The organism is Xenorhabdus sp. NBAII XenSa04 (genome assembly GCF_963866145.1).
Taxonomy (GTDB): domain Bacteria; phylum Pseudomonadota; class Gammaproteobacteria; order Enterobacterales; family Enterobacteriaceae; genus Xenorhabdus; species Xenorhabdus indica.
The window spans coordinates 1-14936 of record NZ_CAWMEB010000419.1; the positions used below are offsets into that span (position 1 = coordinate 1).

At 40.5% G+C, this 14936-nt stretch carries 13 protein-coding genes and 2 pseudogenes; 6 read left to right on the top strand and 9 right to left on the bottom strand.

Annotated elements, in window-relative coordinates; translation table 11 throughout:
* Window positions 1-83: 83 nt before the first annotated feature.
* The 4 genes from AAC147_RS16855 to AAC147_RS16870 all read right to left on the bottom strand — a co-directional run bounded on the left by AAC147_RS16855 (window position 84) and on the right by AAC147_RS16870 (window position 5561).
* A complete protein-coding gene (locus AAC147_RS16855; RefSeq protein WP_052189602.1) occupies window positions 84-437 on the bottom strand; it encodes a YfiM family lipoprotein in 354 nt (117 codons plus the stop codon).
* Between the two features lie 118 nt (window positions 438-555).
* A complete protein-coding gene (gene pssA, locus AAC147_RS16860) occupies window positions 556-1914 on the bottom strand; it encodes a CDP-diacylglycerol--serine O-phosphatidyltransferase (RefSeq protein WP_047683139.1) in 1359 nt (452 codons plus the stop codon).
* Window positions 1915-2125: 211 nt separating this feature from the next.
* Window positions 2126-4768, bottom strand: coding sequence for a bifunctional acetate--CoA ligase family protein/GNAT family N-acetyltransferase (locus AAC147_RS16865; RefSeq protein WP_047683141.1), 2643 nt, complete (start codon window positions 4766-4768; stop codon window positions 2126-2128).
* 115 nt (window positions 4769-4883) lie between these two features.
* Window positions 4884-5561 (bottom strand): tRNA-uridine aminocarboxypropyltransferase, encoded by a 678-nt coding sequence (locus AAC147_RS16870; RefSeq protein ID WP_047683143.1) that lies wholly within the window; start codon window positions 5559-5561, stop codon window positions 4884-4886.
* 134 nt (window positions 5562-5695) lie between these two features.
* Here AAC147_RS16870 and AAC147_RS16875 point away from each other — a divergent pair, with 134 nt between their 5' ends.
* From AAC147_RS16875 to fhuF, 6 genes and pseudogenes are all read left to right on the top strand, one after another.
* Window positions 5696-6715 (top strand): tRNA/rRNA methyltransferase, encoded by a 1020-nt coding sequence (locus AAC147_RS16875; RefSeq protein WP_047683145.1) that lies wholly within the window; start codon window positions 5696-5698, stop codon window positions 6713-6715.
* Between the two features lie 318 nt (window positions 6716-7033).
* Entirely contained in the window at window positions 7034-7363 is a 330-nt protein-coding gene (locus tag AAC147_RS16880; protein ID WP_047683147.1) for a hypothetical protein, read from the top strand.
* A pseudogene (locus tag AAC147_RS20215) lies at window positions 7354-7581 on the top strand (ferric iron reductase); the annotation flags it as partial. The gene AAC147_RS16880 and the pseudogene AAC147_RS20215, both read left to right, overlap by 10 nt.
* Window positions 7576-7890 (top strand): annotated as a pseudogene (locus tag AAC147_RS16885) (iron chelate uptake ABC transporter family permease subunit); the annotation flags it as partial. The pseudogenes AAC147_RS20215 and AAC147_RS16885, both read left to right, overlap by 6 nt.
* A complete protein-coding gene (locus AAC147_RS16890) occupies window positions 7890-8678 on the top strand; it encodes an ABC transporter ATP-binding protein (RefSeq protein WP_197056392.1) in 789 nt (262 codons plus the stop codon). The pseudogene AAC147_RS16885 and the gene AAC147_RS16890, both read left to right, overlap by 1 nt.
* 1 nt (window position 8679) lies before the next feature.
* Complete coding sequence (gene fhuF / locus AAC147_RS16895; RefSeq protein ID WP_047683153.1) at window positions 8680-9447, top strand: siderophore-iron reductase FhuF; 768 nt, start codon at window positions 8680-8682, stop codon at window positions 9445-9447.
* An 87-nt stretch (window positions 9448-9534) separates the two neighbouring features.
* On the opposite strand, the gene emrB is transcribed toward fhuF, so the two are convergent.
* The 5 genes from emrB to proX all read right to left on the bottom strand — a co-directional run bounded on the left by emrB (window position 9535) and on the right by proX (window position 14921).
* Entirely contained in the window at window positions 9535-11076 is a 1542-nt protein-coding gene (emrB, locus tag AAC147_RS16900) for a multidrug efflux MFS transporter permease subunit EmrB (RefSeq protein ID WP_047683155.1), read from the bottom strand.
* Window positions 11077-11091: 15 nt separating this feature from the next.
* Entirely contained in the window at window positions 11092-12279 is a 1188-nt protein-coding gene (gene emrA / locus AAC147_RS16905) for a multidrug efflux MFS transporter periplasmic adaptor subunit EmrA (RefSeq protein ID WP_047683157.1), read from the bottom strand.
* Between the two features lie 262 nt (window positions 12280-12541).
* Complete coding sequence (gene mprA / locus AAC147_RS16910) at window positions 12542-13069, bottom strand: transcriptional repressor MprA (RefSeq protein WP_047683158.1); 528 nt, start codon at window positions 13067-13069, stop codon at window positions 12542-12544.
* 129 nt (window positions 13070-13198) lie between these two features.
* Window positions 13199-13696 carry a hypothetical protein gene (locus tag AAC147_RS16915; protein ID WP_052189603.1) on the bottom strand — a complete coding sequence of 166 codons (498 nt, stop codon included), beginning with the start codon at window positions 13694-13696 and terminating at the stop codon, window positions 13199-13201.
* 184 nt (window positions 13697-13880) lie between these two features.
* Window positions 13881-14921 carry a glycine betaine/L-proline ABC transporter substrate-binding protein ProX gene (proX, locus tag AAC147_RS16920; RefSeq protein ID WP_081989065.1) on the bottom strand — a complete coding sequence of 347 codons (1041 nt, stop codon included), beginning with the start codon at window positions 14919-14921 and terminating at the stop codon, window positions 13881-13883.
* Between the last annotated feature and the right edge of the window lie 15 nt (window positions 14922-14936).

The window sequence follows — 14936 nt, forward strand, 5'->3', positions numbered from 1 at the left end:
GAACCGGATGGCTTTTTTGCGTTATGAGAATAGAAAAATATTCTTTTAATTTAGGAGAATATTTCATAAATATAATTAGTAAACTATTTTAAGGATTGATACAAGCTATAGCCAGTTATGGCTCCCGCTATATCGTAAACAAAGTCTTGCCAACTCCATCCTGTACCAGAAGGACGGCTATCATAAAATTCTTTTGCTGCACCAAGACTAATTGATAGTAACATGCCGAATTGTGCACTTTCCCGATGTTTCCAGTTTTGGTGATCGCCATAAGCGTTTCCTGCGGCGGCTATTACGGCAGAAAATAGAAAGTGCTGCGCTTTGTCTCTACCTGTCCAGGTATCATTGGCCTGATACATATTCGAGCAAGCAGTCGTGGATAAGAGAGAAAATGCTATTAATACATTTTTTGTTTTGTTGGTGGTGGATTTTTTCATTGTAATTTACACTATTGTTTATAATTTAATAAATAATAGCGATTTGATAAATAAGATACAAAAATCCCTTCTTATAGTAAGTAAGAAGGGATTAATATTTTGATAATTATTTATCTATTTACAATATTCTGCTGATTAATCTATCAACACGGATACGGCGTAAGCGACGTATTAATTTACGAACTTTGACAGGATAAAGTTGTATACTATCTAATTCCTGATAATTATTGATGATTTTTGTATGAGAACGAATGCAATTTAGTTCCAAAGAGCGTTGTGCGTGCATTTTCTGATGAGGATCATGAATGAGAATGGCATTTTCCAAATCAAGCCCCCATGCACGTGGATTGAGGTTATTACCTGTAATCAATTGCCACTTGCTATCAACCCAGATACCTTTTAAATGATAGGTATTATCTTCATCCTTCCATAACCGGATAGTTAATTGCTGGCTATCGATAAAACGTTGTAGCCGATTGGTGAAACGGCGTAAGTTAATCTCATATAGATAGGGTAAAGCACCAATAATCTTAAAAGGCTCTTCCGGTGGAATATAAAAATCATTGGCTGTTTTATCTCCAATGATAATCTCAACCTGTTTCCCCTGTCGCAACAATCTTGCAATAGAACGAACCAATACTGCTGGTAAGTTGAAGTAAGGGGTGCAAATTACTACTTTCTTTTCTGTACTGGAGATTAGATGGCAGATTGTCTTATTGAGAGGATTCTTTTTGCCCAATCCAACGAGTGGTATTACTGCAAGTTCGTCATTTGAAGCCTGATTTTTGATATGATATGTAGCACTACGTAAGGAAGTGCGGAATTGCTTGATAAAGTTTTTAATTTCAAGGCTGCGAGGTCGAGATCGGGAGGCCAAATTATTGACTGCATCAGCAGAAACAATGTTGTCGTCAATAAACTGCTTCATGATAGCTGCGAGTTTAGCATTGCGCAGTAGATGATAGCGATCGTAGCGATATTTTTCGTGGCGGTGTAAATAGACGTTGTTAATACTGGCACCACTATAAATCACAGTATCGTCAAAGATAAAGCCTTTTAGGTGCAAGACGCCTAACGCTTCACGGGTATTTACAGGAACACCCAAGGTGGGAATATGAATACCAGGATATTTTTCAGCCATAGAACAGTACCAATCTGCGTTTGTTACAGTGGCTTCTGCACCAATACGACCGCGCTGGGCACGATGCCAGTCGACCAGAATTTTGATATCCAGTTCAGGCCGCTTTTGCTTGGCCTCATACAGTGCTGTTAAAATATCTCGTCCGGCGTCGTCATGTTCTAAATATAATGCGGCGATATAAATATGCTTTTTAGCGCCGGAAATGCGTTCCAGTAAGGTGCAGCGAAACTCTTTAGACTGATAAAGGGTTTCAATGTCAGCAACTGACTGCGGTAATTTAGGCAGTTGTGCAAGGTGTTGTTGGTGTTTTGCTTGTTTAAATTTGGACAACATCACAGTGCGATTTTTCTCTTAGTTTAGATGGTTGGCGTTCCATCGTAATGTATGAATCAAAATGATCCGGCGATGATACCATTAGTTTGGTCAATTGTGAGTATGAATTAACTTTCTATTGTTGATTGCTTTAAGTCTGTGCGATCCATCACGAAGTGAAGATTCGGTTTGGGCCTGTTTTCCACTATCTTTATTTACCTTAAAGTTCTGGCGACTAAAGTTTTAAGACAAGATTGACAATTCCCTCTTCTAATTGAATATTGATGGTAAAGCCCAGTTTTTTGGCAAGTCGGATCATATTACGATTTTCTGGCATAGTGATAGCGGTTAGTACCTGAATGCCATGCTCTTTTGTGTAGTGGATTAATTTGGTCATGAGTTGATATCCTAACGTAATTCCTTTCAAATCTGATCGCACTAACACCGCAAATTCTGCTTCGATATTATCCGGATCAGCCATAGCACGGGCGACACCAATAATTTCCGGTTTGGTTGTTGGATAGCGTATCGCAACAAATGCCATTTCACGGTCATAATCAATTTGGGTCATATTGGCGAGGTCATCGTGAGTGAATTCACTGATCTCACTAAAATAACGATAATATAGATCTTCCTTCGTTACCTGTTCGATAAATTCTTTTAGTAATGGTTCATCTTCCGGCAGAATTGGACGTAGTAAACATTCAAAATCATCTCTGATATAAATGGTTTCTTCCAGTTCATTAGGATAAGGACGAATTGCCAGTCGATTTCGGTGATCACCAGTGATGGGTGTTAATTCCATTGTTACATCCAATAGTGTGAATTCACTGCCTGATGCCAATAACGGATGGATATGCATACGAGTGATTTGAGGGCAATCAATCAGTAAATTGGATACCCTAACCAATAATTGACTTAGAGCAGGGATATCCAACGGTTGCAGTGAACCCCCAGATTTTATTTTACCGCCTTTAATAGCCTGAATGACCAAATAACGAGCCAATGCCATATTGAGAGGCGGTAGAGCGACGGCTGCCTGAGTTTCATTAACCCAATCTATGCCACCTTCTCCAAGCATAATTAAAGGGCCGAATATCTCATCTTGTTCAATGGCAACTCTCAATTCTTGCGCACCAGCTCGGTTTGCCATGTTTTGAACTAATAAACCATGAATTCTGGCTTGTGGAAAGTTCTGTTTCACACGTTCAATAATGGCCTGAGTTGCTGTCTTAACTTCTCTGGCATTACGCAGATAGAGCATAACCCCTTGAACTTCTGATTTGTGAGGAATATCGGGAGAACGCAATTTCAATGCTACAGGATAGCCAATTTTTTCCGCAATATTGACTGCATCATCACTGGAATGAGCAATCCATGTAGGTAAGGTATTTAGGCCGTAGGCTTCAAGAATAGGTTGTACTTCATGGGTATCTAGCTGAGTATTGCCACTATTGAGAGCTTGCTGTATACAATCGTGAGCGTGGGCAGTATTTGATGTGATGCCTATTGGCAGGGCAGGGGTTTCTTTGAGTTGTTTTTGGTTACGTTGATATTCCACCATATGCATAAAAGCTGTCACCGCGCCTTCTGGTGTACGGTAGGTGGGAATACCCGCTTCACTGAATAACCGCCTCGCTTCTAATGAAGAATATTCACCACACCAATTAGTAAAGATTGTGAGCCATTTTCCACGAGGATGTTCTTTAACAGCCTTAATGACGTTAACTGCTGTTTTCATGCTATGGGAAATGGCACAGGGAGAATGAATCAACAGTAGGGCGTCATAGCTACGACTATCTAACAGTAGTTTCAGAGCAGCGATATATTGTTCAGTTGATGAACTATCTCCCAGATCCAGTGGGTTACGTAAGATTTGTGCTTCAGGCAGTACACCAGATAATTTAACAATCGTTTCGTCCTCCAGAACCGCTAGTTTACCGGTTCTCCTGAGGAGTTCATCTAGCGCCATAGCAGCAGGTGCGGCTCCATTACTGACAATGAGCAGGCGTTCTCCACGCAACGGACGCATAAAACTTAATGTCTCCACGGCAGAAAACATTTCATGTGTATCCTGTACACGCAGTAAGCCCGCCCGTTGAATTGCTGCGTCATAGGCTACATCGAAATTCTGTTGTTCTCCCAGTAATTGTTGAGCCTTGCGGGTACGACTACTTTTTACAACCAGAATGGGTTTATTGCGTGATGCACTTCGTGAAGCAGAAAGAAACCGGCGAGCATCGTTAATGTGCTCAAGATGCAGTAGAATCGCGCTGGTCTTACCATCCCGAGCTAAAAAGTCGAGAAGATCATCAATGTCAATATCAACGCTATCACCCAATGCAATGAAATATGAAAAACCAATATTGCGATGGTTCGCCCAGTCCAGAATCGTATTGGATATTGCCGCTGATTGTGAAATAAATGCTAGCTTCCCCTTGAGAATAGGAATAGGCGAGAAACTGGCGTTCAATCCGATCCACGGAGCCAAAATGCCGAGGCTATTAGGGCCGAGGATCCGGATGTGATATTTTTGGCTATATTGTTTCAGTTCAGCAAACTGTGACGCTGGTGATGAAAGAATGATAACGGTTTTACAGCCCAATCTGGTTAATTGCTCCAATAATGGCAAATTGCGGCTGTGGTGAGTACATATGACAGCCAGATCAGGAGTTAATGGTAATTTATCGATAGAAGGATAAGCCAGCACACCGAGAACAGCGTTTTTATTAGGCGTGACAGGAAGAATCGGCCCCTTAAAGTTTCCAGTTAACAAATTCCGCATCAATGTTGAGCTGGCTTTTTCGGGTTTTTCAGACGCTCCAATAACAGCAATAGATTTGGGATGTAACAATGCTTCAAGTCCACGCTGGCTCATTTTTTATCTCCTCATTAATTGTTATTGAATAAGTTATTACTTCAATAAACAATCACTTTCAATTGAACCATTTCTATGAATAACTTTAGCCGTGATTGACAAGAATTACTGTGACTTACTCCGCCGGATGGTTCGATTTTCCTGCCAGATATTGTTCACGAAATTGATTGAAATGGGCGAGTAATTGTTGTGAAGCCTCAAGATCATTAGCCAGTTCCAGAGCGGCGGCGGCAACTTCCGCAGTGCAATGCTGTTCTTTTCTTGATGGCATCCGGAGCAAATAATCCATTTTAGCAATACTATTGATTGATAATAGAGGAATATCATCTAAATATGGGCTTTTGCGAAACATTTTTCTTGCTTCAGGCCAAGTTCCATCCAATATAATAAACAGAGGTGCTTTCTGATTATCCGGCAATTGTTGATACACAGTACGAGGTGGTGTGGCGTAACTTTCTGGAAAGATCAGATAAGGTTGTCGTGTTGGATCACGCAGTATTTCAAGCATGCGTTGATCAGGCTCGGTTCTTGACCAGAGAAAAGCATCAGTATCAGGTAGAACATCTGCAATTAGCTTACCTGTATTACTCGGCTTCATAGGTTCAGTATCAAACATGATGAGGCAAAAGCGGCTGGCCGCTTTTACTGGTGAGATTTTTTCACACAGGCATCTTTTTTGGGGCAATAAACAATAAGTGCAACGCTGAACTCTGCAGCCTCTTGCTTGAAAAGGACGGGTAGAGCGGGCCAGGCGATGTTGGCGAAGCTGATAAACGGCGTTGTTATTTCTCATTTAAGAACTCAAAAATGTTCATGAATAAAACCAGTAAAAAATTGGCGGATATTTTAATGGATTGTCGTTGCCAGAGGTAGCTTCGGGCGCGAACATCGGGTAATCTTCGCGCCATAGCGAAGTTGGAGAAATAAATGAACGATTCCTATAGTGGTAAAAGTGGCAAAGTCAAAGTGATGTATGTCCGTAGTGAGGACAAGAGTGACAGCCGTAATAATAACGAGCGTCGTAACAGCAATAATCGTCAGTCTGGCAAAGGACGTGAACTAGGAGGCAGACGACGTGACAATGAACGCCCTCAGCGTTCAAAAGAACATTCTCCCTGGAGAACGGTTTCCCGTCCGGTAGGGGAAGAATCAAAACCTGATCATGGCGGTATTAGTGGTAGAAGTCAGATTGACCCTGAACAACTTCGCCGTCAACGGTTGGAAGAAACCCGTATCTATGGTGAAAATGCTTGTCAGGCAATGTTCCAAAATCGTCCAGAAGCCATCGTCAGGGCATGGTTTGTCCAGTCAGTAACTCCCCGCTTCCGTGACGCTCTTAAATGGATGGCGGCAAATCGTAAGGCTTATCATGTAGTCGACGATGAAGAATTGAGCAAAGCATCAGGAACGGAGCATCATGGTGGTGTCTGTTTCCTGATCAAAAAGCGTAATGGTCTGGAGGCAGAAACTTATTTACAGCAAGCACCAGCGAAAGATTGTGTTCTGGCATTAGAAAGTGTGGGTAACCCGCATAATCTGGGTGCAATTATGCGTAGCTGTGCCCACTTTGGTGTACAGGGTATGATATTGCACGATACAGCGATGCTGGAATCTGGTGCGGCAGTCCGTACTGCTGAGGGGGGAGCTGAGCATATTAAAGGTATTGAAGTTAATGATCTTACAATCACGCTGAGTCAATTCCGCGATGCAGGCTACACCATCGTGACTACTTCAAGCCATAAAGGAAGTACAAAGCTGACAGCAGTCAAGCTTCCTGAAAAAATGGTCTTGGTATTAGGGCAGGAAAGTGATGGTTTGAGTGATAGTGTCTGGGAGGATGGTGATATCCGTCTTTCGATTGGTGGCACGGGTCGAGTAGAAAGCCTGAATGTTTCTGTTGCTACGGGTATTATGCTAGCGGAATGGTGGCGTCAGAATAAAGTCTGATAAATAATTTAATATAGTTTCTTTTGTAAATGAGGCTCTGGTTTTTCAATCAGAGCCTTATTTATAAGGGGAAGTATTATTCTATTTGCAAGCATGATAAGTATTTCACAAGTGCAGAATTAATATTTTATATATGTAATTATTTTGTTTGCGTATCATAATAATTTTTATTAAATGGCGGAAATCATTCCTGCAATTTATCCAATTGTCTTAATACCTTTATATTTTCATGGTTGTTAATAATAATGATTTTAATTATCATTTAGTAAAGTGTGTTAGTGTGCTACGGTTAATACCTAAGAGCTGGATAGAAATATTTTGGATTATATAGATTATCACTCCGCTAAAATACTGCGTGAACTGTCTCATGAAAAACTGATCTATCCAGTACACCAACAAGGGCAATCTTTCTCCATTGAAATTGGTAATTTTGAGTACCATTTTCAGGATCAGGATTGCCAACTAGAACATTTAGATATTGATGCCTCATCAATCGAAAAATTCAACCACGGTCAACTACAATCATTGGATGCAATTCAACTGATCATTGATTTGTATCCATTGCTAGGCATATCAGAAAAGATGCTGCCTATTTATCTCGGTGAGGGGAATGATCGTTATCTGGCTCAGCAATCTATCTTCCAGTGAAAATGTTGATGATAGATATTGGTGAAGAAATTGCCATTTTGAATGGAGACCTTCAATTACCTGAGGAGATTGATTTTCTACATGTCACTATTCAGGATGATATGAAGATTAACTATATCTATATATTCCTTGATGTTTTTGATTGTTTCTTCCGTTATTTTAGTCCGTTATTGCAAAAACATCTTGCATTGCCAGAAATACATTTTTGGGAACTAGTGGTCTTTTTTTCTTTCATTCCAGTGTTGGATCAACGGCCTCGCTTTTGGACTGCATTTATTGGCGCTGGTTTATCAACTCTATTGTTCTACCTGCTTAGCGGGGGTTCCCGCAATACCAATCCTGTACGATTGGTTTTGACAGGAGCCGCTATCAATGCCTGCCTGTTTGCTGTGGTACAGGGAATGGTACTTTTTATCACACCAGCATGGCAGACAAGAAAAGTGGTATTTTCGATGTTACTGTTGTTGGTAGTGCTTTTTTATCTGACTTTGTCACTAGGCAGAGAAGGGATGAGAATTCCCCTATGATGACTTCACGACTTAAAGCCCTGAATCTTTCACTGGCATACGGTAAAAGAACGATCATTGACGGCATTAATATCGCGATTCACGATAATGAGTTTAGCGTCATTATTGGCCCCAATGGATGTGGAAAGTCAACCTTGTTGCGGGCAATTAGCCGAAGTATGCCGCCGCAACAGGGTGAGGTTCAACTGGATGGCATAAATATCCATCGCTATAAACCAAAAGCTGTTGCACGTGAGTTGTCATTATTAACGCAAGGGACAGTGATAACTGAGGCATTGACAATTTATGACCTTGTTTCGCGTGAACGTTACGCTTATCAGATTTTCTTGCGGCAGTGGTCAGAAGAAGATGAACGTGCCGTCAATGAAGCATTACGGGCAGTAGACTTATGGGATATGTCGCAGAAATTGGTCAGTGAGTTGTCAGGTGGCCAGCGTCAGCGCGCATGGTTTGCCATGACATTGGCACAGCAAACTCCCATTATTCTATTGGATGAACCGACGATTCATCTGGATATTTCTCATCAAATTGAGATGCTTGATTTGTGTCAGCGTTTACATCAACAAGGGAAAACTCTGGTACTTATTTTACACGATATCAATTTGGCTCTGCGTTATGCCACACAGTTGATCATGATGAAGTACGGGCAAGTTTATGCGGAAGGAAAGCCAGAAGAAATCATCACAGAACAAAGTATTGCAGATGTATTTGGTCTGACCTGTTGCATTATTCGAGATCCGGAATCTGACAAGCCGTTAATTATTCCGAGATATAACAGGAGAGTGTGAAATGACAAATAAAAATAATCATAGCTCCAATCAAATGATATCAAAAATAGATGTTAACGATATTGTTAATTTATTCGACAGTGCATTTAGTCACTTTAATTCATCAATGAAAGTGAATGCGGAAAATATTCCATCAGAGAGTATGGATTTTTATCAATGGTCGAATGAAAAAGAATTCTCAATATTAATGCAACGTTACCAGAACGAATACTATGGGAATAATGAACAAAAACCAAATAATAAAGGTCTTTATTCGTTATGGGCACAATGGTATTTTGGCTTGGTTGTTCCTCCTATTATGTTAATGTTGTTGGAATATCCACAAGCAGTAGATGCAGATTACCATCTTTTTCAGGTTGAATTTCATGAAAGTGGCAGGCCTAATATGGTTTATTACCAGTTAAACTGGATGAAAGAACCCATATCCCTGCTGGAACGTTATTATTCTTTGTTGGATCGTCATATTATTCCTGTTTGTGAGAAAATTGAATCTTATCGAGGAATTAATGGGCGCTTATTATGGAACAATATTGGTTATGTGATGTATTGGTATTTGAGTAATTTTAGGGAAAGAATGGATGCTGAACAATACGACATATTGGTAAATAACCTTTTCTTTGAACAGAAATTACCGGATGGCAGGGATAATCCATTGTATCGGACAGTTATTCTGAGAAATAATGTGATTCAGCGTCGTTGTTGCTGTCAAAGGAACAAACTACCGGGAGTAGGAAATTGTCATGATTGTCCTCTTGAATCAACGGCATAAATAATATAGGTTGAGTTATCTTCTTTCTTAAAAAGAAAGAACCTGATTGTCAGTCGGGTTCTTTTTAAACAAGAGGATAAAATAGGGTTAGTGTGCTCCTCCACTCCCTTGGTTTCCTGCACCAAAAGGTGGTTTTGCCATCCAGACCAGCAATGTCAACGTCAGGAATACGCCTGCGGAAAACCAAAAAATTTCATTAGCTGAAATAATCAGTCCCTGATGGGTGATCTCCTTTGCCAAATAAGCTGAAATCTGTTGGTCATTCATACCTAGTTGGGAGAGTTGCTGATAAGTTTGCTGATAATTAGGGTTATACGGATTGATATTCTCCGTAAAGTATGAATGGTGTACGGCCTCACGTTGGGTCCACATTGTGGTTGTGATGGAAGTTCCGATTGAGCCTGATAATATACGGGTAAAGTTTGACAGGCTGGAAGCTGATGCCATACGTTCTGGCCCTAAACCTGACAAAGTTATGGTTGTCAAAGGCATGAAGAAGCAAGCTATAGCGAGTCCCTGTACGAATTGAGGCCATGCCGCAGTAGCGAAATCCATCCCTGATTCAAATGTATATGCCCGCCAATAGAAACAGACAGTATAAATAACGAAACTGAATGTTACGATCAAACGCATATCGATCTTATGACCATATTTGCCAATGAGGGGTGAAAGTAGCAGAGGCAACAACCCTATCGGAGCGGCTGCAAAACCAGCCCATGTTGCGGTATAACCGAACACTTCTTGTAGTAGCTGTGGCAACAGGACAATGCTGCCGAAGTACAGCATGAAGGAGAGACTGATACTGAGTGTACCGATAGTAAAGTTACGCTCTTTGAATAATGATAGATCGATAACAGGGTGTTCATTGGTTAATTCCCATACAATTAAAAATGATAATGAGATAACCACTATGATTGTCAGGACGATAATTTCAGTGGAATTGAACCAATCCAGCTCTTTACCCTGATCAAGCATGATTTGTAGACAACCGACGCCAACGATCAGCAGAATTAATCCTACCGTATCAATAGGATTAATTTCGATTTTAGTTTCCCGCCCTCGTAGGATCTGCATTGAGACAAAAATAATACCGATACCAAGAGGTATGTTAATAAAGAAAATCCAGCCCCAATGATAGTTGTCACTGATATAACCACCCAGTATCGGGCCACAAATAGGGGCAACCACGATCATAACAGACCAGAGTGCCAATGCCATATTTCGTTTAGCAGGGGGATAGTTATTCAACAAAAGACTTTGACAAAGTGGAAGGATTGGCCCTGCGACCAGCCCCTGAATGATACGAAATACAATCAACATCTCAAGGCTGTTGGAGATGCCACACAGCCATGAGGAGAAGGTAAAGAGAGCGGTAGACCAAATAAACAGTTTGACTTCTCCAAACCGTTTTGCTAACCAACCGGTAATAGGAATGGAAATGGCGTTTGCAACACCAAAAGAGGTGATGACCCATGTTCCTTGGGAATTTGATGCACCTAAATTTCCTGCAATTGTCGGTATGGCAACGTTAGCAATAGTTGAATCCAAAACCAACATGAAAGTAGCCATTGCGAGGGAAATGGTCAGTAACGCCAGCTTCGCGCCTGTAAGTGGTTCTCGTGTCACCATGACTTCCCCTTATAACTAATTATTTGAGTTACTATTAATGATGTCAGTAACTATTTTATTTGCAGGAGACATGTCTATCATTAAGGCATTCGTGTGATAGGCGTGTTTGATACGTTCAGTGGTTGGCAAAGTCATTCCATTGGTATCTGTCGTATCGACAATCACTTTTGTTGACAGGCCAATACGCAGAGGATGTTGCTTCAGTTGTTCTGATTCAAGTTCAATGCGAACAGGCAAGCGTTGAACAACTTTGATCCAGTTTCCACTGGCATTTTGAGCTGGCAGAAGAGAAAAAGCACTACCGGTTCCCATATCAAGGCCAACAACTTTACCTTTATAGACGATGTCATCACCGTAAAAATCGCTGGTAATTTTTACCGGTTGTCCGATCTTCATATTAGAAAGTTGGGTTTCTTTAAAATTGGCGTCAATCCACATATTAGTGGCTGGCACGATAGCCATTAAAGGTGTTCCCATATTGATGCGAGAGCCTATTTGCACATTACGACGAGAAACATATCCATCTACAGGGCTGACAATTTTCGTTCTTTGTAAGTTTAACCAGGCATCACGAACCCCGGCAGCCGCTTTTTCTACAGCAGGTTGTTTTTCCAACGGTGTATTTAAAATGACAGCTTGATTACTATTGTACTGTTCGATGGCCACATCCAGATCAGCCTGGGCAAGTGCAACACTTTCATATGAATGTTGTAGTTCTTCCTGACCAATAGCATCTTGTCTGCCAAGTATTTTCCTTCGGTTGAAATCATTCTGTACTTTTCTAAGAATAATCTTTTTCTGTTCAATGATCGCTTGGTACTTTTTGCTATCAACCATCTGTTGGTGAGTTTTCCGCACGGCGGTAGCCAGTTCATTTTCCGCTTTTGTCAGAGAGAGTTCAGCATCTCTGGGATCAAGCTGTATCAGGACACTACCACTTTTTACAAAGTCGGTATTATCAAAATAGATAGTGGTGACACTACCCGCGACTTGAGACATGATTTGTATTTGATTACCTGCTACATAAGCGTTATCCGTTTCTTGTTGATGGCGCGAAAAGGTGAACCAGTAAACAGCATAGATCGTGCCGAAGATTAAAAATAATAATGTAAGAAAAATCATGATATTGCGACGTTGATGTTTTTTATTCTTTTGCTGACGATCTAAAGTCGGTGACAAAGAACTTTCCTCACTAAGGCGCATAGTGAATCTCCGTATATTTCTTGTTCGTATTGCTGCATGGTGTCCACATCATAAAGACCACTCATTTCCAGTAGCGTGGGTTACACTACTGGAAAAGATGAGCTATATGGGATTGATTATTATCTGAGGATAATAGTTAGCCATATGACGTATCATTGGTCATATGACATACCAAATGATACTGGCTAGCAGAAAAGTTTTTTTAGGTCATGTTGCCATATTGTGATTTTTCGGGATCCGGTATTGTTCATGGAGAATACAATCACTTTTTCAAACAATCCCCGATGTTATCCAATTGTGTCAACAGTTTTCTCATCAATTTTTCTAACTGTTTTTGTTCCTCCAGATCAAGGGCAGACCAAAGTTTAACCAAGCACTCATGCTGAGGTGGGAGTAAACTATTCAAGAAATTTGTACCTTTTTCTGTCAGATGAAGATGGAGACAACGGCGATCGTTGTGGCTCTCTTTTCTTTCTATCCAGCCTTGCTTCTCTAATTCATCAGCAATTCGAGTTGCGTTTGTGCGAGAGGAACCTAACGCCGAGCTAAGTTCTGATGGCTGAATGCTACGACTTTCTTTGGTATCCAGGATCATCAGTGCCATAAACAAGGTTTCATTGATTCCTTGCGCTCTCAGCATGTTATTACGATTTTCTAGCATCTTACTCTGGACATGCATCGATAAGCGGGTGAGTAATATCTCTTGATAGGGCAAACTTTTGTTCAACTCTTTTTGCTGTGCAACACGGCAATTAAGCAACTCTTCTGTGGGAGTGAATGAACTTTCCATTGTTTAGATACCTTATTAGTTTCAACCGGTAAAGTAACTTCTGCGAAAAACCATACAAATACTATATTAAAAGTTAAATTTAGCAATTATAGTTATTTATTATCATCATATTTCTTTTAATATTGATACCTAATTCATAAATACCTTGAATGTTAATCCAAAAATGTCTGATCTGGATAGTGTAGAAATGCTGATGCTGCGTGTTTTATAGAAGCATACACAGATGATCAAACAGCCAATTAGAGTAAGAAAAAGCTTATTGTGCTCCCGCATCATATCAGCGTTCCCGGCAACGATAAGAAGTGAACAAATTGATGCGACTCCAATACTGTCCAAAACAATACCTATCTTGCCTATTTTTTTACCTGGAGTTTGATTAGCTCTGGTAAAAATTTTATCGGTTAACCCGAAAGCCCAAGTTGCAGTCTTTTTGTCTGATATTGCTTCAAGAGAAGATTTGATGGCACTAAGGCCAAATGTGAAGGAGATAGAAATATAGCTAATGACAATAGGAAGACTATCAAATATCCCCTTGATGAATGAAGAGCACTTGTTTGGTATTGCGGGGTCATTTATCGCTGTGCCAGATGTTAAGCCATCGGGCACAGGGGTATCAGGTATCGACATAGGGTAATTTATTTTTTTGTTAATAGTAAAACAACATTAACAAAATATAATAAAATTGAAAATATGAAATGTCTAAATTATTTAACAAATATTATTTAGAACAATGATTTTGATCCAAAAATCGAGTTAATAGGTGATTGAGGTGTTGATTTATTAATAAATTTATGTGTGATTGTGAAAGAGGCTAAGACGAAGCTGCTTTTTGCTTCGCCGCTTTTCTGGCTTCATCGAGCCAGCCATCAAAGGTTTTCTGATGTGCGTTAATCCAGCCGTTGACATGATGTTCAATATCCTCTTCGGAATCTTTCCCAGTATGCATACGCATATTTTGTGCGTTGATATCTGCAACAGATAGTTGCATGACAGCAAAAAGTGCCGCCGCTGCGGGGTTTTTTTCAGCCCAAATCCGGTTCGCCACGATATGCATAGAGCTGGGAGGAAAACCATAATTGTGGCCATTTGGCAATTGAGTATCAATTTCACCGCCTTCATTGAGGGCAGAGAAAGGAACTTGTAGCCATACCACATCTTTTCCAGGTCTTAGAATATCGCTGACCCAATAAGGCGTCCATGTGTAGTAAAAGATTGACTTACCTTCACGGTAACGGGTGATAGCATCTGCCATCATGGCGGTATAGTTTCCCTGATTTTGCTCCACGGTATTTTCTAAACCATAAGCTTTTAATTGATGGTTTATCACTTTTTCGCATCCCCATCCGGGGTTACAGCCAGTCAGGTCTGCTTTACCGTTTCCATTACTGTCAAACAACTCCGCCAGTTTTGGATCTCGTAATTGGGCAATATTATTGATGTGATATTTTTCGGCTGTTTTCTTATCGATCAGATATCCTTGGACAGAATTTTTAACGAAGGTTCCTTTACGGTAGAACGTGTTATCACCGCCGGCGGCTTTGTACTGTACATTATGAAGGGGGACCCAATTGACCGCCATAAATGTGGCATCACCTGAGGCAATAGTGGCGTAGGCGACGTTGTAATCGACTTCTTCGATTGGTTTGACATTATAACCGAGCTTTTCCAAAGCTTTGCAGACAATTAACGTCTGGAATGTTTCTTCACCAATGGTACTTTGTAACGGTTGTACACTAATTCCTTTTCCGGGAAGTTCCGTGGTAGCTAACGATGTGCTTGTTAATAATATCAGATTGAATCCTAAGACAATTTTCTTGTTTATGAGCTTTTTAAATCGGCTTATGATTAGCATGATTTTCCCCTGTTA